The sequence below is a fragment of the Paenibacillus provencensis genome (assembly GCF_042678545.1).
GTDB lineage: Bacteria > Bacillota > Bacilli > Paenibacillales > Paenibacillaceae > Paenibacillus > Paenibacillus provencensis.
This window is the reverse complement of sequence record NZ_JBHTKX010000001.1, coordinates 2,243,260-2,261,001: the sequence shown is the minus strand read 5'-3', so window position 1 is coordinate 2,261,001 and position 17,742 is coordinate 2,243,260. Positions and strand designations below refer to the sequence as shown.

17 protein-coding genes are annotated in these 17,742 nt (G+C 46.2%); 12 read left to right on the top strand and 5 right to left on the bottom strand.

What is annotated here, in order from left to right; translation table 11 throughout:
* The first annotated feature begins 132 nt into the window (after window positions 1–132).
* The 9 genes from ACFQ3J_RS10840 (at window position 133) to ACFQ3J_RS10800 (ending at window position 6,412) form a co-directional block, all read left to right on the top strand.
* Window positions 133–1,101, top strand: a complete 969-nt coding sequence (locus tag ACFQ3J_RS10840; RefSeq protein WP_251584401.1) for an alpha/beta hydrolase — start codon at window positions 133–135, stop codon at window positions 1,099–1,101.
* Window positions 1,098–1,424, top strand: a complete 327-nt coding sequence (locus tag ACFQ3J_RS10835) for a hypothetical protein (protein ID WP_251584403.1) — start codon at window positions 1,098–1,100, stop codon at window positions 1,422–1,424. The genes ACFQ3J_RS10840 and ACFQ3J_RS10835 overlap by 4 nt, the downstream gene beginning before the upstream one ends.
* 112 nt (window positions 1,425–1,536) lie before the next feature.
* The gene (locus ACFQ3J_RS10830; RefSeq protein WP_091154956.1) at window positions 1,537–2,253 is read left to right on the top strand and encodes a class I SAM-dependent methyltransferase; all 717 of its coding nucleotides are present in this window, start codon (window positions 1,537–1,539) and stop codon (window positions 2,251–2,253) included.
* 198 nt (window positions 2,254–2,451) lie between these two features.
* The gene (locus tag ACFQ3J_RS10825) at window positions 2,452–3,006 is read left to right on the top strand and encodes a nucleotidyltransferase family protein (RefSeq protein ID WP_251584406.1); all 555 of its coding nucleotides are present in this window, start codon (window positions 2,452–2,454) and stop codon (window positions 3,004–3,006) included.
* An 84-nt stretch (window positions 3,007–3,090) separates the two neighbouring features.
* A complete protein-coding gene (locus tag ACFQ3J_RS10820; RefSeq protein WP_091154961.1) occupies window positions 3,091–3,786 on the top strand; it encodes a zinc dependent phospholipase C family protein in 696 nt (231 codons plus the stop codon).
* Window positions 3,779–4,783: a BadF/BadG/BcrA/BcrD ATPase family protein gene (locus ACFQ3J_RS10815; RefSeq protein WP_251584408.1), complete on the top strand. Its 1,005-nt coding sequence runs from the start codon at window positions 3,779–3,781 to the stop codon at window positions 4,781–4,783. The genes ACFQ3J_RS10820 and ACFQ3J_RS10815 overlap by 8 nt, the downstream gene beginning before the upstream one ends.
* A 57-nt stretch (window positions 4,784–4,840) precedes the next feature.
* Complete coding sequence (locus ACFQ3J_RS10810; protein WP_251584411.1) at window positions 4,841–5,266, top strand: GNAT family N-acetyltransferase; 426 nt, start codon at window positions 4,841–4,843, stop codon at window positions 5,264–5,266.
* Window positions 5,267–5,333: 67 nt separating this feature from the next.
* Entirely contained in the window at window positions 5,334–5,534 is a 201-nt protein-coding gene (locus ACFQ3J_RS10805) for a hypothetical protein (protein WP_091154965.1), read from the top strand.
* A 218-nt stretch (window positions 5,535–5,752) separates the two neighbouring features.
* Window positions 5,753–6,412 carry a GDSL-type esterase/lipase family protein gene (locus tag ACFQ3J_RS10800; RefSeq protein WP_251584413.1) on the top strand — a complete coding sequence of 220 codons (660 nt, stop codon included), beginning with the start codon at window positions 5,753–5,755 and terminating at the stop codon, window positions 6,410–6,412.
* Window positions 6,413–6,929: 517 nt separating this feature from the next.
* Here ACFQ3J_RS10800 and ACFQ3J_RS10795 read toward each other — a convergent pair.
* Both ACFQ3J_RS10795 and ACFQ3J_RS10790 read right to left on the bottom strand, forming a co-directional pair.
* The gene (locus ACFQ3J_RS10795) at window positions 6,930–7,604 is read right to left on the bottom strand and encodes a tetratricopeptide repeat protein (protein WP_091154971.1); all 675 of its coding nucleotides are present in this window, start codon (window positions 7,602–7,604) and stop codon (window positions 6,930–6,932) included.
* A 35-nt stretch (window positions 7,605–7,639) separates the two neighbouring features.
* Entirely contained in the window at window positions 7,640–9,619 is a 1,980-nt protein-coding gene (locus tag ACFQ3J_RS10790) for a GTP-binding protein (protein WP_251584415.1), read from the bottom strand.
* Window positions 9,620–9,824: 205 nt separating this feature from the next.
* On the opposite strand from ACFQ3J_RS10790, the gene ACFQ3J_RS10785 reads away from it, so the two are divergent.
* Complete coding sequence (locus tag ACFQ3J_RS10785; RefSeq protein WP_251584417.1) at window positions 9,825–10,418, top strand: HD domain-containing protein; 594 nt, start codon at window positions 9,825–9,827, stop codon at window positions 10,416–10,418.
* 171 nt (window positions 10,419–10,589) lie between these two features.
* Here ACFQ3J_RS10785 and ACFQ3J_RS10780 read toward each other — a convergent pair whose 3' ends face one another.
* Window positions 10,590–11,462 carry an AraC family transcriptional regulator gene (locus ACFQ3J_RS10780; protein WP_251584419.1) on the bottom strand — a complete coding sequence of 291 codons (873 nt, stop codon included), beginning with the start codon at window positions 11,460–11,462 and terminating at the stop codon, window positions 10,590–10,592.
* Window positions 11,463–11,597: 135 nt separating this feature from the next.
* Here ACFQ3J_RS10780 and ACFQ3J_RS10775 point away from each other — a divergent pair, with 135 nt between their 5' ends.
* Together ACFQ3J_RS10775 and ACFQ3J_RS10770 are read left to right on the top strand one after the other, a co-directional pair.
* The gene (locus ACFQ3J_RS10775; RefSeq protein WP_251584421.1) at window positions 11,598–13,103 is read left to right on the top strand and encodes a tagaturonate reductase; all 1,506 of its coding nucleotides are present in this window, start codon (window positions 11,598–11,600) and stop codon (window positions 13,101–13,103) included.
* Window positions 13,100–14,620, top strand: coding sequence for a UxaA family hydrolase (locus ACFQ3J_RS10770; RefSeq protein WP_091154981.1), 1,521 nt, complete (start codon window positions 13,100–13,102; stop codon window positions 14,618–14,620). The genes ACFQ3J_RS10775 and ACFQ3J_RS10770 overlap by 4 nt, the downstream gene beginning before the upstream one ends.
* A gap of 113 nt (window positions 14,621–14,733) precedes the next feature.
* On the opposite strand, the gene ACFQ3J_RS10765 is transcribed toward ACFQ3J_RS10770, so the two are convergent.
* Both ACFQ3J_RS10765 and ACFQ3J_RS10760 read right to left on the bottom strand, forming a co-directional pair.
* Window positions 14,734–15,642 carry a hypothetical protein gene (locus ACFQ3J_RS10765; RefSeq protein ID WP_251584430.1) on the bottom strand — a complete coding sequence of 303 codons (909 nt, stop codon included), beginning with the start codon at window positions 15,640–15,642 and terminating at the stop codon, window positions 14,734–14,736.
* Window positions 15,643–15,679: 37 nt separating this feature from the next.
* Window positions 15,680–17,707, bottom strand: a complete 2,028-nt coding sequence (locus tag ACFQ3J_RS10760) for a beta-galactosidase (RefSeq protein ID WP_091154983.1) — start codon at window positions 17,705–17,707, stop codon at window positions 15,680–15,682.
* Window positions 17,708–17,742: the final 35 nt, after the last annotated feature.

The following is a 17,742-nucleotide window of genomic DNA, read 5'->3' as shown; positions in this document are numbered from 1 at the left end:
ATCAAATGGTGAGGTATTCTTTAGCAGAATGCCTCTTTTTTGTACGCGATAGCCAGCACAGCTGGACACCACTATACTTTATATATCACAATACAGAAAGATAGAATGTTTGGATAAAAGGGGAGAGTTTGAATGTGGTGGATTGTTATCATTGCTCTAGTCATCATTGTTATCATGTCGGTCGTCGTATCACACTTTTATAAAATGGCTGTAAAACGTACCCCCAAAGCTTTCTTGGCGGGAAATGCAGATCAGGCAGCTGGTGATCAAGTCGTTTCCTCGGGTCCCGATTATGCCTGGATTCGTTCACAGAAACGGGAGGAGCTTGAGCTGACCTCCTTTGACGGCCTGAAACTTAAAGCCACATGGATTGAAGCAGGAACCAAGACTAAGAGAACTGTAATATTGGCACACGGCTATACAGGGAGAGGTTATGACATGTCTGCCTTTGCCAAGTTCTATGTGGAAGAGATCGGCTATAATGTGCTGATGCCGGATGACCGTGGACATGGAGCGAGTGAGGGAAACTATATTAGCTTCGGATGGCATGACCGATTGGACTATATCGACTGGATGCAGGTCGTCATTATGCGGACTGGTGCGGACAGTGAGGTTATACTGCACGGTATATCCATGGGTGCGGCAACCGTTCTTATGGCCAGCGGGGAGAAGCTGCCTCCACAAATAAAGGCCATCATAGCAGATTGTGGATATACCTCAGTCGATGCGGAATTAACTTATCAATTGAAGCAAATGTTTAAGCTGCCCCCTTTTCCATTTATCCCGCTTACAAGCTTATACACAAAGCTAAAATCAGGCTACAGCTTCAAAGAGGCGTCTGCTCTGGAACAAGTGAAAAGAACTAAGCTGCCCATTCTATATATACATGGGGAAGAGGATGACTTCGTACCTACATCCATGGTGTATGAACTCTATGAACACAGCGGAGGGGACAAGTATTTGTTCACCGTTCCTCATGCCGCACATGGAACAGCATTTCTTATTGATCCGGATGGTTACAAGCAGGCCGTACGAGAGTTCTTGGGCAGGTATTTAGAGATAAATGTAAGGCCGGCTAATGAGAGAGGAAGGGTATTATGAATCCGAATCGGAGTTGTCCGGGATGCGGGGAACCACTTGACGAACATGTCTTTAAATGCAGGAATTGTGGTGAGCTGGCCGTCAAGAAACAGCAGTCGCTGGACATGAATGAGTTGCCAGGAGAGGAGCTGTTCTATCTAGATAAGTATTCGATTGTTCTGCTGGTTATACTGACGATTGTATTGTCGCCTATTGCCATCTTAACGGGCACGTTTCTCTTGTTCAACGACGATGAATATCGCCGGGACGTTGGCAAGATGATAGTAACCGGAGGTCTGATCGTTACCCTTATTCTGGCCATTATTATTTTTGGTTTAATATAAGTTATGAAATTGATTGTTTTATAGATATTTTTCCATACTGAATTAGAGGCCTTTGAATGGGTTAAAGAGTAAATACATCCTACAATGAACTTATGACGGAGGTGTCTGCTCTATGGGCAAACAATTTCAAGAAGCTCGTAAAATGGAAGAGAATTACCATAAACAGTTTTATCAAGAGCATGATATTTATGAAGAGGGAACTTGGATGGCCGGTCCTATGCCGATTGTGATGGAAAGTCTTGCGCGCTTAATGCGTTTGAAGCGGGATCTGACCATACTTGATCTGGGAGCTGGTGCGGGAAGAAATACGATTGCAATGGCAGATCAACTGAAAGGAACGAATAGTGAGCTGATCGCTGTTGATTTGCTGGAAGAGGCTGTTCAAAGTCTAGTTGATCATGCGAAGAATTATAAGGTAGATCATATGATATCAGCTGAGCGGGCAGATATTGAGCATTATGATATTGCAAAGGATCGGTATGATTATATTGCAGCTTGCTCCTGTTTGGAGCATGTGTCCTCCGAGGTGGCTCTACAGTCAGTGATTCAGAGAATGAAGGAGGGTACCAAGCTCGGCGGGATTAATCTAATCACGATGAGCACGAATGTAGAAGAAGTCACATTGCAAGATAACAAGCCAAGAGAACCCTTGATTGAGCTAAATCTGCCTACCCTGGATGCGGAAGAAATGCTTGCAGATCAATACAAGGATTGGGAGATATTGTTCACTGAACGCGTAACACAAGCCATACCTGAACAGAAATATGATGAGCCCACTGAATTTCGCTGCCAGCTGATTCGTTTTGCAGCCCAGAAGCGGTCAGCGTAAAGTATGAGGCAGATCGCTTGAATCTGCCTGGATCGTTAGAATGCAAGAAGGCAACTAACTTTTGCAGGTACAGTTCAGGAGCCGGTCTGCTTCTTTTTGCTAGGTCAAATACGATCTCCTCCTTTGTAAAAAAGTGCAAACTATTCATTGAATGCCTATGAACATATAGACTATAATTTATAGAGCAAGGAGGGACTTATGAATTTAAGCTATGAAGAGCAGCTATATCATATCATGAAGGATGTCCAGGTGTTGGACGACTTGAAGCGTGTTCGAGAACTAAGGCTTCCTGAAGGCTGTATCGCTGCAGGATATGTCCGCAACCGTGTTTGGGATGTGCTGCATGAATATAAACAACACACACCGCTTCATGATATTGACGTCATCTATTACAACTCTGTCGAGACAGAAGAATGGATAGACAAGCAGTATGAGAAGCAGCTTGAATCTGGTCAGATCAGGCGCAATTGGCAGGTCAAGAACCAGGCCCGAATGCATGAATACAACAATCGTACGACTCCATACCAATCAGTAGAAGATGCAATGAGGTATTGGCCTGAAACGGCAACCGCAGTGGCGATCAGACTGAATGATCAGGATGAGATGGAGATTGTCAGCCCATTTGGTCTTGCAGACCTGTTTGAAATGAATGTCAGGCAAAGTCCCTATTTCCTCCATACCGGGCTTTTTAAGCAGCGTGTGTTTGAGAAAGAGTGGCTGGATCACTGGCCTTTGTTAATTTTGCACGGCTGAATCGATGCATTATAGCAAAACCCACCTATTAGAAAGACAAGAGAGAGCGCAATTTATAAAAAAGGGGAAAAGTGGGGAATTATTATGCCTTGGCCAATGGTTCATTTAACGATTGCCCATCTGGTAAAGCAAGGACGGCCTTCACCGTCTTTTGTACTTGGCAGTATCGCACCCAACGCTTTTCGAGTTCGGCAGGGCGCGAATGAACAGATGAAATGGGCGAGTCATTACTGTCCGTCTGAAGGTGTGCTGCCCAGGGTGAGGGATATTCAGCTGTTTCATGCGGCTCATGCGGACCGAAGCCTGGGAGAAGAATACAGCGAATATTTATTGGGATATGCTGCGCACTTGTATGCAGATGTAAGGTGGGCAGAAACAGTATATAAAGGGATAGAGAATTATGTTCAGCGATTCATTGTTTACCGCTGGTACAGTCAGATCAGATCGTTTCAGAACTTATACCAGCGCGATGTGCTGCAGCTGGAATACATACTAATGGATATACATCCGGAAACCAAGGATTTACTAGAGGCACTGGAGTGCGCTCCGGCGCTGTCCATGGGTGCTCTCGTTACAATGGACGAAGTCGATGATTATAGGTTTGAGATATTAAGGAAGCTGGAAGAACCCGTTAAGCCCCGCTCCCTTCGGTTCATGGATGTGGAACGTGTGGAGCAGTTCATTCAGGATACGGCTGAGGAACTGAACTGGCTGCTCCCCTCCTGGCAAGCTCAAAGTGAGAATGATCGATATGTTTATCAGGAGGTTATTCATGAATAATAGGGCTGACATCGTAATAGGGATCGACGGAGGGGGAAGTTATACACGAGTCACTGTGGCCGATTTTACAGGACAAATTCTGGCACAAGTGCGCAAAGGCGGTACGAATCATCTGCACAATGTACAGGCGGAAGAGCATCTTCGAACCGGTATTCTAGATGTCTTAGATGCAGCAGGAAGACAGCTGGACCATGTGGCTTCGATTACGGCAGCGCTGGCAGGGATCGATAAGCCTGGAGATGAGAACTGGGCATTGGAGGTGCTTCATGATCTGGGTATCTCCACCAATGGTCAGGTGGTTAATGATACACTGGCTGCCCATCGTTCCATTTTTCTAGGACGTCCGGGAATTGTAGCGATTGGTGGAACTGGCTCACTTATTTTTGGTATTAATGAAGAAGGCAGAATGGTGCGAAATGATGAATTTGCTCACTACGCCCGTGTAGCTGCCCGATTCATATCCTATGAGACGATTTATGCAATCATCTCAGGCTGTTATGATGAGGGCGACCGGCCCTTAATCGGCCAAGTGCTGCAGCATTTAGGCTGCTCATCAACACGTGAGCTGGCTGAGCTTGCTCTCCGTGGATATGGAGTGGACAAACACAGCCAGAATCGTCTGCTTGGGGATATGGCACATATCATCACAGAAGCAGCTGATACGGGGAACCCTCTGGCCGTCAGAATATGCAACGAGGCAGCAAGACAAACAGCCGTCGGCATCCGACTTATCGCTGCTACGTTTCAATCTTCTGAGGTTCTCGTGTCATTCAGCGGGAGCTGCATTACTTCACCATATTTAAAGAAGGCCGTGTTTTCGCAATTGAAGAGCAGTATAAAGAATGAGAGTAATCCTTCCTTCGTATATGTAGAACAGAAGCTCCCGAGTGATATTGGTGCTGTAATGATGTCCTATGAAGCAGCAGGTTTAGTAATAACAGAGGGACTGATGAAGAAGCTTGTACAGCAATATCCTATCAAAGAACTTGAAATCTGACGCCAAAAGTCCTAAAGTACGTATAGTTAAGGATATTAGGACAGGAGGATTTTCATTTTGTTAGTTTCTATTAGAGATCGTATAAATGATGTCATCGTTCAGGAGCTGATCGGGTATTCGACGCTTCCTGAAGAATCTCATATTCAAGCAGCTCTTGCGATGTATAAAAATAATGATTCCACGGAGTTACTCGGTTTCGAAGATGAAGGGCAGCTTGTTGCACTCATCGGAATTGAGCAGGATGGGAACAAAGTGATGATTAAGCATTTGGCTGTACTTCCAGAGAACCGGGAAAAAGGATACGGCCGCGGGATCATCTCAGAAATGATCAGCAGTGTTCAGCCTGAGACGGTTATTGCGGAAACCGACGAAGAAGCGGTTGATTTTTATCGCAATGTGGGTTTTGTTGTATACAGCTTGGGTGAGAAGTATCCTGGAGTTGAACGCTTCCGCTGTGTCTTTGAAACTGAAGAAGAGGAATAAGTCTGCTTGCTGATCAGAAGCATTAGCAGTGTTAGAAGGATAACTTAGGAGCGAGGAGCAGAGTATATTGTCAACCGCAGTGTACAGAATCATAGGTTTATTGCTTGGTATAGCCGTTCCATTCTTAGTTTTGTGGCTGAAGCTGATCATGTTCGTACTCTTTCTTGCAGTTATGTATGCTGAATTGCGCAAAGTAAAATTTCCCCTAAGCGGCGTCTATTTTATCGGAGGCATGCTGGTCGGAAGTATTGCTGCTTACTTCATTTAGAGTTATTGTATCTCAAGTTTCATATTCTTCTTTTTAATGAGTTATGAAATGGATTCATAAGAGAACACATACTGAACGTTTCGGAACCTCTATTCGAATCGTCAGTATGTGTTCTTTTTGTGAGAAGTGAGCTTCTCAAGGACAACTTGCCGTGCCAAAAGCCTGAATTCCTCCATAAGCTAAAATAGATCGGCAGCAAAATAAAAGGAGGGAGTCATATGGTGTACCGATATTTAGCCCTAGGAGATTCACTCACCGTTGGAATCGGTGCATTGTTTGGCAGCGGATTTGTACCTCTCTACCGAAAAAGACTAGAAAACCACTTAGGCAGCATGGTGCTTGTAAGCAATAGAGGAGTGAACGGATTAACCTCACAGGGACTATTGTCCATGGTAAAATATAATGAGCACCTGCGCCATCTAATTAAAGAGGCAGATGTTATTACAATTTCGATAGGCGGGAACGATCTGATTAGGGCTGCACGTTCGGCCAAGGGGAATTTGCTCTCCCCTGTGCTGATTGAAACGCTTGAGTCCTGTGAGAAGCATGTGTCAGAAATTATTTCTCAGATTCAACAGCTCAAAAAGAAATCACGCCCTTACTTTATTCGTCTGGTCGGACTTTACAATCCTTTGCCGCAAAGTGAAGCAGCTTATCTATTTGTGAAGCAGTATAATGAATTTTTGATGGGCTTTACGAGCAAGAATATTGCCGCAGCCCCATTATTGCATGCTTTTCAGGGAAGAGAGCGTGAGCAGCTGTTTATCGATCATGTGCATCCGAGCAGCAAGGGCTACCGTGTAATTGTTGACCAGCTTACTAGACTGGGCTTTGAACCCTTAATATCTATAGGGAATGTAAATGTTCGAAGAAAATAATAAGAGCAGAGGGGAATGCAGGACTTGCTGCTTGTGTTCCTCCCTTCATAAAGTGGCTGAACATAAGGAGAGATTGGTGAATGAGTGTTGACGAGAAAAAACAGGATGATGAGCTGTGCATCCTTCGGACATTTGGAACAGCTATTTTGCAGGACCATACCATGAAGCGGCAGCAGAGCTAAGTATTTAACCGACTTCGTGGTGGAATGAATAATTCATCGTATCAATTACGGATCAGGAATCGAATGTGTGTACTCAGCTGTATGAATCACATCAGGATCAGGATAGATGTCGTGATGCACTTCATTTCAAGGTGGAGAAAGGGCATAGACTCCTATTCTGTAGTAGAGCAGCAATTGGAAGAGTTGTATGCACGTTTGAAATGGATGGACAAGCATAAGGATCGGCTGGAAAGTGTTTTTTTATATGACTAGACAAGAAAGCAGCTGTATTTATGGAATCCAGCTGCTTGTGTATGGTATAAAATGATTCGATAAATGTTAAGAGCTACAATAACCTAATTCGTCAGCCTACGAAATAAGCTGCGAACCGCCCAGCGCCGTTCTTGGCGCTTCTTGTACTTCGGCAAAGAACGATAGACCAGAATCGACTGACTGAACGCCTCCTTGGCTTCAGACGACTGTCCCAGTGCACGATAGACCAGACCGAGGTAGTAATACGATTCGCTGGAAGAAGAAGAGATTTCCTGAAATTGTTCGACATAGCGAAGAGCCTTGCTATGATCCTTGTCTCTATAAGCAGAGGCAAGCCGCAAATAAGGCTGCCCATATTTTACTCTTGGGTTGATATCAAGCGCTTTGAGAATATTTCGTTCTCCAGATTCAAGCTGCCCGAGACTAATCTCTGTCGTACCAAGGGCATCCCAATATTCAGCCGAATGCTCATAGGCATCTTCTATGGATCGAAGCAGCTCATGCGCCTCCTTAAACTTTTTGCGTTCAATGAGCAGTCTCGCAAGATCAAGCTTAGCCGTCACATCATTCGGGTTCATCGCGATTTGCTGACGATTTTTTGATATATTCCGCATCCGTTTAAATGGCTTGGTAAGGCTTGGGAACACACCGACAAATCTGCGGTCAAGTAAATAAACAATGAGTAGTAGTACGATTATGGCAACAAAAGGATTGCCGAAAATGTAAAGTAGAAGTCCAAACCCTAAAATTTTGCTCATAAATTTCCTCCGTAAATGTTCTATCTTATCTATAGTTATGACGAACTGATGGCATTGCGAACAGCAAGGATGTAACGGGACTGATCCCGTGGATCTACTCCCCGTCTTTTACGAGTTGCCAAGATGCCTTCAGGGCATGCCTGATAGCCCGCATAGCTCGTCGTCATCATTCCGCTGCCTTTCGTCTCTGAACGAAGCTGAACCGGATAATTCAGGGAGGTGGCTGCAGGTATAGTACCTTCAACGGTACATCGTCCATGTGCAATATAAGGAGCTTCAAATATTGCGCGCATATGAACGAGATCACTAAGCACCTTTCCACCGTACTCCTCAGGCACCGTTATACGAAAATGCTGCATCGGCTCAAGCAGAGTGGTTCTTACTTGATTAAGTCCATCCATAATGCCCATGGGAGTTGCCACCACAAAATCGAGTGGATGTGTGTGCCACACATGATGTTCTCCATAAGTCAGCACGACTTCAAGATCCGTGACCTCCCATCCATACAACCCTTGCTCAAGCGCTTCTGGCACACGACGTGCCACTTCATTCTGATAGCGTTCCAAGAGATGGTCGTAACGAACCTCTGAGCGATATACAAGACCGCTGCCTCGTGGAAGAGGCCGAATGGCAAATCGGAGTATAGCCCAGCAAGGCTTAGGCATGGTATAGGCAATGAAGCCCTCTCCGTCAGCTGCTGGTGTTTCTTTATAGATAACAGATGGTGGATCAAAAGTGACAGCTAACCCGAATCTGCTGAGCAAGATACTCTCCAGTATCTCAAGCTGAATCGCTCCCATTACTTTAAGATGAAGCTCCCGTTCATCCTTGAGCCATGTAAGGCCGAGCAAGGGGTCTTCATCCGTCAATTCCTGAAGGGCTGCAACAAGAGAAGGATACTGTGCAATATCCTTGCAGTGCACCTGAACAGTTAGAAGCGGGACTGCCATACCTGGCAGCGGAGGAACGGATGTCTCTGTCCCAATGATATCTCCGATCTGAGCTTCATGAAGACCGTAGACAGCAGCGATATCACCAGCTTCAAAATGGGTAAGATCGACTGCTCTTCGTCCTTCGATTTTGCGGATTTGAGATACTTTCTCCTTCAGTCCCCGGTTCATAATGGTGACGGTATCCCGGGTATGCAGTTTACCATTATAGAGTCTGACATAGACAGCTCTTCCCATCGTTTTATCTCTTTCTACTTTGTAGACGACACCCGAGAGAGGACCATCAGCATCTCCCGCTGGTGCAGGAAGATAATCGATGATGGCTTCCATTAATTCCCGAATACCGATTCCTTTTTGAGACGAGCCAAAACAGACAGGAAATACGTTTCCATGTCTTGCTTCCTCTGCAATCCGGTCACGAAGCTCATGAACGGGAAATTCTTTACCTTCAATGAATCGTTCCAAGAAGATCTCATCCTGATCAGCCAGCCATTCGGCAATCGTGCTATGTTCCTCACGAGCGTTACTTCCATCCTCATCGAAGATAGATACTGTCTTACATAACGCCTCTTGGTCAAATTGTACCTGTTGAACAGGCAGGGCAGCTGGAGACAGAAGTGAAGTCATATTGTCCATGATTTCAGTGAGAGAGATACCCGGCCGATCCATCTTATTCACATAAATTATAGTGGGTATATGTAGTTTGCGAAGTGCTTTCCAAATGGTTTCAGTCTGTGCTTGAACCCCGTCAGCAGCGGATACGATCAAGATGGCTCCATCCATAACTCGGAGACTGCGCTCCACCTCAGATATAAAATCAATATGCCCAGGCGTATCTACTAGATTTACCGTGCAATCCTTCCATACAAAGGAGGTAGCTGCAGCTTTGACGGATATCCCTCTTTGTTTTTCGATTTCCAGCGAATCTGTGAATGCGGTTCCTTCATTTACACTGCCTAGAGCGCGGATGACGCCACTTAGATACAATATTTGCTCGGTCGTCGTCGTTTTGCCAGCGTCGACGTGCGCGAAAATACCAACGTTACGATGATGATGTTTAGCCACGATCAAACCCCTCAGTATTTCAGCCCTAATGCATCAGCCAATTTTTTAGATTAATTATACCACAGCGGTTTGATAATGAGAGGCTCTAATCTAGGAGACAGCTTCCATGTTCTTCAGGACTTGGCTTCAATAATCCCAGAGTGGTATGCTTAACAGCAGGTTTAGATGAAATACGAAAGATAAGCAGGACAAGGAGAATGTAACAATGAGTATGGAACGAGTTGCCCAACAGATTGAATTTATTCGCGAGATTGATGAGCTTAAGCATGTGCTCCGCCAATCGTATCTGATGAACGGGTCACGGCGGGAGAATGATGCGGAGCATACCTGGCATATCGCAGTCATGGCTCTTCTCTTGAAGGAGCATGCGATAGATGATCAATTGGATCTGAAGAAAGTAGTTCATATGCTGCTTATTCATGATCTGGTTGAGATTGATGCAGGAGATACATTCGCTTATGATGTCAAAGGCTATGAGGATAAATGGGATAGAGAAGTAGCGGCTGCCAAACGGATCTTTGGTCTTCTTCCGGACGAACAAGCAAGCGAGTGGATGAATCTGTGGCTTGAATTTGAAGAAGGGCTGACGAATGAGGCCAAGTATGCTGCGGCTATGGATCGTCTTCATCCGGTACTGCATAACTTTTACACAGAAGGGAAAGCATGGAGAGCACATCAGGTGTCTGTCAGCGCAGTTAAGGTGCGTGTTGCCGTCATAGCAGAAGCATCCCCTGTACTGGCTGAATATGCAGCGAGCCTGCTCGAGCAGGCAGTTGAAAAAGGATATTTACTGCCCTAAATATGCTGCGCAGCTATGAGATAATTCTATTATAGTATAATCTGGAGTTATTCAAGTGGATGCTAGGTCTAATAAATAGTCTCGGAGAAGTGAACTTTGCTTCCTCCGGGACTTTTTTATTATCAGATGCTGACTATTCTCTCAATAACGTATTTCAGACAGCATCTGTCTCTACATCCGGATGCTGAGACGATAGCTCGCGGGCGTCATTCCGGTATGCTTCTTAAACATGCGGTAAAAGTGAGGAAGACTGTCAAATCCGCAGCTCTCAGCAATGACGGCCATCGTCTGCTCGCTATGCATCAGAATTTCCTTAGACAGGATAATCCGTCTTGCACAGATGTAGTCTGTCGGCGTCATTCCGGTATACTGCTTGAACACGCGGCTGAAATGGGCGGGGGACACGGATGCCTCCTTAGCCAAGTGCGCAAGCGAGACCTTATCACACAGCTTGTGCTCTATAATGGACAAAGCTTGGGTAAGCCATTCAGGACCTGACATCACCGCTGGTGCTTGATCCGTGACAGAGCTGAGCCGGGTTAAGTATATGAGCAGAAGCTGCAAGTGAAGGAGTGTGGAGTAAGATCGCATCGGTTTTCGGCTGTTCATTTCGTTATAAATGTGATCAATTATTTGGCCAACATCGTCTAACTCCAGCATACTGAATTGCCGCTTATAAATTTTGGATTGGCGGTGTCTCTCAAATAGCAGCAAGGTTGAAGCAGCTTCACTTCCCATACCCTGAAACAAGGCAGGGCTGATGTAGAAGGCGGTGGACGTCAGGAGATTATCCGGATCGGGAAAGATTCGATGAATCGTGTTGCCTGGAATAATAATCAGATTACCAGGCTCCATATCCAAACTCATATGATCGATAAATATTTTGCCCCGTCCTTGATGAACGCAGATCAATTCGTGCCAATCATGGAGATGATCGGGGAGCTCGTGCTCATATGGCTTGGTCTCATGATAGAGCATCCGGAAAGGGAGCTCGATATCAGCAGGAATCCGGGTATCAACAGGTGCGTGCAGCGTGTTTCGCATAGGGGATCGCCTCTTTTTCATCAATATCAAAATAGAGTATATATTTGTCAAAATCGGCAATTTCACTTCTTTATATTGATGATACAATGAACAGTATCAGGAAACAATATGTCATTTATTAGAGGAGAATGAAGCATGGCCGTAAGCAATGATCTCCCTAGACTGGGACGGAAGCTTGAAGGTGTGACAGATAGCGCGAAGCTGGCTAGGTTTCAAGATATGCCGGTGAAGGTGCTTCAGATCGGAGAAGGGAATTTTTTAAGGGGATTTTTCGACTGGATGATTTATGAAAGCGCTGCACGAGGGCTCTTTGAAGGAAGTATTGCCGTAACACAGCCGAGAAGATCGGGGCGTCACAAGCTGCTGAATATTAGAGAACAGGATGGTTTATATACGCTTCTTACTCGAGGTATTGAGAATGGGGCAGCGGTCGAGCGGGAAGTTATTATTCCTGTGCTGTCACATATGATTGATCCTTATGAAGAATGGACCGAGTTCTTGGCTTTGGCTGAAGTACCAGAGCTTGACATCGTCGTGTCCAATACGACAGAGGCCGGACTTGCTTATGAGAAGACAGAGTACCATGAAGGGACCCCAGTAGATTCATTTCCCGGGAAACTAACGGTATTCCTGCATCATCGCTTCCTTCATTTTCAAGGAGATCCTGCGAAAGGATTCATTCATCTTCCTTGCGAGCTGGTTGAAGGCAACGGTGATTTATTGAGATCCTATGTGCTTATGCATAGTGAAGACTTTGGATATTCGGATGAATTTCGCCATTGGGTCATTAACAGCAATCATTTTCTAAATAATTTGGTTGACCGTATCGTCACAGGTACACCCTCGAAGTCCGAAATCGCGGATATCGAAGAGAGGTTAGGGTATAAGGATTCATTGATTAATTGTGCGGAGCCCTATCATTTGTGGGCAATCCAGGGAGACAGCGTACTTGCCGACAAGCTGCCGCTGGCACAGGCAGGACTGAATGTGCACTTCACCGATGATTTGAGGCCATTTCAGCTGAGAAAAGTCCGTATTCTTAACGGTGCTCATACGCTCATGACACCGCTCGGTATTTTGCAGGGCAAGCGCTTCGTTCGGGAAACGATGGAGGACAGCCAGCTTGGCGAATGGGTGAGGACAGCTGTGTACGAGGAGATTACCCAAGCGCTGGATCTTCCACAGGATCAACTGCATGTTTATGCGGGTGAAGTGTTCGATCGGTTTATGAATCCTTATATTGATCATAGGCTTCAGGATATTATGCTGGGTTCCTTAAGCAAGTTTAAAGTTCGTTTACTGCCAACCATGCTAGAGTACTACCGTAAGAACGATGTGCTTCCAAAAAGTATTGTAACAGGATTTGCAGCTTTGCTGCGCCTGTACCGGGCAGTGAAGACAGAGGAAGGATTCAAGACAGTGACTTACAGTGGTGAGTCTATACTGCTTAAGGATAATGAAGCACATCTTGAACTTCTGGAGAAACATTGGTCAGAGCTCGGTCAGGGTCAATCTCTTGATTGCGTAATTGCTCAGATCTTAGCAGAGGAAGTCATCTGGGGACAGGATTTATCCTTGCTGCCTGGACTTACCGAGATAATATGCGAATCGATTAGAGAATGGGAAGGGGAAAAGGTATGAGCACCATTCATCGAACACAGGACTTCACCATGATTCGGGAGAAAGATGATGTCATTATTGCTCTTCGCGATTATAAAAAGGGAGAGGTTATTGAACTGAGCCAGAGTCCTTTATCCGGTATCACTCTGAATGAAGACATTCCGAAGGGACACAAAATCGCTGTTAGACAGATTACAGCAGGAGAGAATGTACTCAAATATGGCTATTCCATTGGAATTGCCACAGAAGATATCTTGCCGGGCAGCTGGATTCATACGCATAATCTTGCGACAGGCCTGTCTGGACTCCTTGAATATGAATATGCCAAAACAGAACCAGAGGCGCTTCCTGCTCCGCCAGCTCATCTTCTGACATTCGATGGCTATCTGCGTGCGAACGGGGAGGCGGGAATCCGTAATGAGATCTGGATCATTAATACGGTCGGCTGTATTAACAAGGTGTGTGAAGCATTGGCCCGGATGGGAGAAGGTGAATTCAAAGGGCGTGTGGACGGTGTATACCACTTTCCTCATCCCTTTGGCTGTTCTCAGCTTGGCGATGACTTGAAGTATACACAGCAGCTCCTTGCTTCTCTCGTTGTACACCCGAATGCTGGAGGGGTGCTCGTCATTGGACTAGGCTGTGAGAACAATCAAGTCGATGATTTCAAGACGTTTATCCCTGCTGAATATCAGAATAAAGTACGTTTCCTCAAAGCACAAGAAACAGATGATGAGCTAAGCGAAGGAATGAGATTGATCGAAGAGCTGGTCGAGCAGGCCGAGCGCGCACATCGTGAGCCGCTTCCTTTATCCAAGCTGAAGATCGGACTTAAATGCGGTGGATCAGATGGCTTCTCCGGCATTACGGCCAATCCACTCGTTGGTGTCGTGTCCGATCTGCTAATAGCAGCGGGAGGTACAGCCATTCTAACAGAGGTCCCTGAGATGTTCGGAGCTGAGACCATCCTGATGAACCGTGCAGCAAACCAGGGGGTATATGATGAACTGGTTAAGCTGATTAATGGGTTCAAGCAGTATTTTGTAAACCACGGTCAGAACATTTATGAGAATCCATCTCCAGGCAATAAAGCTGGAGGCATTACTACCCTGGAGGAGAAGTCGCTTGGATGTACTCAAAAAGGCGGGCGCTCAGAAGTCGTTGATATTCTATCGTATGGAAACAGGACGACAAAGCCTGGACTTAATATTGTTGAAGCTCCCGGTAACGATCTAGTCTCTGTCACGGCACTGTCCGCAGCGGGCGCGCACATCGTTTTGTTTACGACAGGCAGAGGGACACCGTTTGGCGGGCCCGTTCCTACGGTGAAGATCGCAACCAACTCCGACCTGGCTCGCAGGAAGAAGCACTGGATTGATTATAATGCAGGGCAGCTGCTCGAAGGAAAAAGTATGGACGATGCGGCCGCCCAGCTGTTAAGTCAGCTCGTGGATATTGCATCAGGTCGTGCAGTGACAAACAGCGAGCAGCACGGATTCCGGGAAATTGCCATATTTAAGGATGGAGTAATCTTATAGTATAAGGGGTGTTGCATTTCCCAATAAAACAATCCATCGACTATCCAGAATCCTGAGATAAATGACGAAATAAGCTTCCGGCTGTTTCTTTGCAGCGGAAGCTTATTTTGCCGTTATATTCGGCCGTAGCTTGAGAGCGTCTTCAGCCGCTCAATCGTGAGATGCCCCCGCCATTCGTTCTCGGCAGCTGAGCTCAGTGGCTCCCATGTAATCGGCCACCCGCCATCATCCTTTTGTTCTGAGATCAAATGATCGAGATGGAGAGAGATAATATGCTCAGGGACGAACTGGACGGCATAACTGGTTGAATCCGGTGCCCAGTCGAGTACTTTATGCACATACCCTTCAGCCTTAGGATCAAGTTCGATGACACCCGGCTTGGATAAGTACTGATCTACCCGAGCCTTCACGACGGTAGCACGAGGTTCATCTGTCTGTTGTTCGAGAAAATGGACAGCTTGGATGCAGTTGTGGAATCCGGTTAGATCGGAACTCTCTACAGTGTCCCACACATATTGAATAGCTCTGTTCAACCATTTTTCTTTGAGAAAGGGATGCCAGTTTCTTGATTTCAGCAGGAGGGCTACGATCGAGCCGGAAGGATTAATGGAAGCCGTATCATCTGATTCCGTAGTCCACCAAGGAGCATGAGGATGCTCGTTTACGCTGCGGAAAGAGTACGGCCATCCCCCTGTAACAGGATTAGATTGTCGTTCAAGAAATTGCCCTAGTCCTGTCATTATACTCTCAGGATAAATTCCAACTTCGTCCATCAAATGCAGTGCAAATTCTGCCCCCTGGGGCTGGCTGTATGGACTGCGAATGTCAGGTTCAAGGGCATGACCAAAGCCGCCATCCTTGTTCTGATACGCGGCTAGTGCCTGCAAGACCGCTTCAGGCGATCCTTGTCCACTGAGATGTGCGAATCTTAGACGATCCAAGAGGCGCGCGTTCTTAAAGATAAAGTCACTTGCTTGTTGTACGGTGGGGTGAGACATATCCAGCAGGGGATACTTTTTCATCACAGAATCATCTCCTTAGGGAATCTGAATCAAGAGATTATTTGACTTCCAGAATTTGAACGTCACGGCCTTCAATGGATACTGTACCGCTCAGCTGATGGCCACTAATTAAATCTTCAGCTTCTAATTGGCCCAAATCATAGGATACGATCTCCGTATTGTGATTAAGCACAAACAGATAGGAGATGCCATCTTTGACACGACGGCTGACCTCGACACCCGATGGAGCTGAGAGGTTAGGCTGTATTCCCTTATCCGTTGTAATCTTCTCGATCAATTCATCCAGGAAGCACTGTTCTGGATCAGTTGCTACGTAATACGCTTCACCTTTGCCGAATGTATGGCGAGTTACCGCAGGCATCCCCTTGTAGAAATCTTCGCCGTATTCTGCGATAACCTCAGCACCTTCTGTATGCAGGAGATCACATAGCATTCCGCATTCGTAGCTTCCCTGAAGCTTGCCGAACTTGTCTTTCAGAACGACCTTGTTCTTCTGATCCGGGAACAGGGCATCGATCTCCTCGACCCATATGCCGAGCATTTTCCGAAGCTCTCCAGGATATCCTCCTACCGTTACCAGATCATTTTCGTTTACAATACCGCTGAAGAATGTCGTCAGGAACGTTCCGCCATTCTCCACGAAGGCTTCCAGTTTCTCAGCGAATCCAGGCTTAACCATGTACAGAACCGGAGCAACAACAAGGTCGTATGCACTGAGATCTGTATCCACACTCACCATGTCAACCTGGACATTGCGATTGTAGAAGGCAGCATAATATTTGTGAATCTGCTGAACGTAATTCAAGGCAATGGTTGGACCGCTTGATTTCTCAATAGCCCACCAGTTATCCCAATCAAACACAATCGCGGCTTTGGCGTCGGCACGCGAGTCCAGCAGACGGTCTCCAATACGCTGCAGCTCCTCACCAAGCTGAGCTACTTCGCGGAATACACGTGTATTCTCATGTCCGACATGTTCAATAACCGCACCGTGGTATTTCTCACAGGCACCGATGGATCTGCGCAGCTGGAAGAACATGACCGTATCTGCTCCATGCGCTACAGTCTGGTAGCTCTGCAGACGCATAACACCAGGACGCTTAAGCGAATTGTATGGCTGCCAGTTCTGCTGGCTTGGTGTTTGCTCCATCAGCATGAACGGCATCCCGTCCTTAAGTCCGCGCATGAGATCATTCGCCATGGCTGTTTCGCTTGGCGGTGTCGTCAGACTCGGATAGCTGTCCCATGAGATAATGTCCATATACTTGGCCCATTTGAAGTAATCCAGCTGCTTGAAGAAGCCCATCAGATTGGTAGTCACGACAGATTCGGGTACATGCTTTTTGATCGCATTGTACTCCAGCTTGTAGCAGTTCAGCATGCTGTCAGAATTGAATCTGGAGTAATCCAGAGAGATTCCCTGGAAGTTCGTATAACGGTCTCCCCATTCCTCACTCAAGTTGCTTGGCAGCACAATTTCATCCCAATCATAGAACGTATGACCCCAAAATGCCGTATTCCAGGCTCTGTTCAGCTGATCAAGTGTCTGATATTTCTCCTTCAGCCATACACGGAATGCACGTTCACAGTTGTCACAGTAACAGTCGCCTCCGTATTCGTTCGATACATGCCAGACAAGGACCGCAGGGTGATCCTTATAACGTTCTGCCAGCTTGTCCGCAATGCGCTCTGAATAGAGCCTGTAAGTCGGACTGTTCGGGCAGGAGTTATGGCGTCCCCCAAATTTGCGTTTGCGTCCATCCTTATCCACACGCAGTACGTCGGGATATTTGGTTGCCATCCATGCTGGATGAGCGCCTGTGCTTGTTGCAAGGCATACATAGACACCGCTTTCATAAAGACTGTCAATCAGCTCATCGAGCCATCCAAAATTATATGTGATCTCGTCGGGTTGATTCTTGGCCCAGGAAAAAACGTTAATCGTCGCAATATCGATACCTGCGAGCTTGAACATGCGCAGATCTTCTTGATGTGTAGCCTGATCCCATTGCTCAGGATTGTAGTCACCGCCGTAGAACATTTTAGGAAGCTTCGTACTAATCAAGTGAATTCACCTCTTGTATAAGAATAATTCAATCA